A 563-nucleotide genomic window follows, 5' to 3' on the forward strand; every position below is an offset into this window, starting at 1 on the left:
AATATTAAAATTTAAAAATAATATTTTAAAATATAAATAAAAAGGAGATAAAAATATGAAAGCATTTGTAGATAGAGATGGTTGTATAGGATGTCAAGCGTGTGCAGGAACTTGCCCAGAGGTATTTAGTATGGATGACGATAATATATCAGTACCTATAAAAGAAGATATACCTGAAGACGTATTAGATTCAGCAAAGGATGCTAGAGATGGTTGTCCTGTTTCTGTTATAAGCATAAAATAATTTATACAAAGGAGAGATTACTATGATAACTAAAGAAACTATAATAGCAGATATAATAAAAGCCAAACCTAATGCAGCACAAATACTTATGAATTATGGAATGGGATGTATAGGATGCCCTTCAGCTCAAATGGAAAAGTTAGAGCAAGCATGTGAAATACATGGATTAGATTTAGAAAAAATATTAAAAGAATTAAATGAAGCATAATTACAAAAGGGTTACCAGTTTGTTTGGTAATCCTTTTATTTAATATAATTTATATTAAATAGTGTAACCAGCGTTACAGAAAATAAAAATTAAATAATATATAATCTAAAT

Annotated in this window: 2 protein-coding genes; both read left to right on the forward strand. The window is 27.2% G+C overall.

Annotated features, from left to right (window positions below; translation table 11 throughout):
* Positions 1-55 precede the first annotated feature (55 nt).
* On the forward strand, positions 56-244 hold the full coding sequence (locus VN21_RS05380) for a ferredoxin (RefSeq protein WP_035116667.1): 189 nt from the start codon (positions 56-58) through the stop codon (positions 242-244).
* Positions 245-266: 22 nt separating this feature from the next.
* On the forward strand, positions 267-452 hold the full coding sequence (locus VN21_RS05385; RefSeq protein WP_046822400.1) for a DUF1858 domain-containing protein: 186 nt from the start codon (positions 267-269) through the stop codon (positions 450-452).
* Positions 453-563 lie beyond the last annotated feature (111 nt).

It is taken from the genome of Paraclostridium benzoelyticum, assembly GCF_001006285.1.
Taxonomy (GTDB): domain Bacteria; phylum Bacillota; class Clostridia; order Peptostreptococcales; family Peptostreptococcaceae; genus Paraclostridium; species Paraclostridium benzoelyticum.

Bases quoted from the DNA above. Each gene is read 5' to 3' on its own strand.
- VN21_RS05380 (WP_035116667.1), top strand. From the start codon at position 56: ATGAAAGCATTTGTAGATAGAGATGGTTGTATAGGATGTCAAGCGTGT.
- VN21_RS05385 (WP_046822400.1), top strand. From the start codon at position 267: ATGATAACTAAAGAAACTATAATAGCAGATATAATAAAAGCCAAACCT.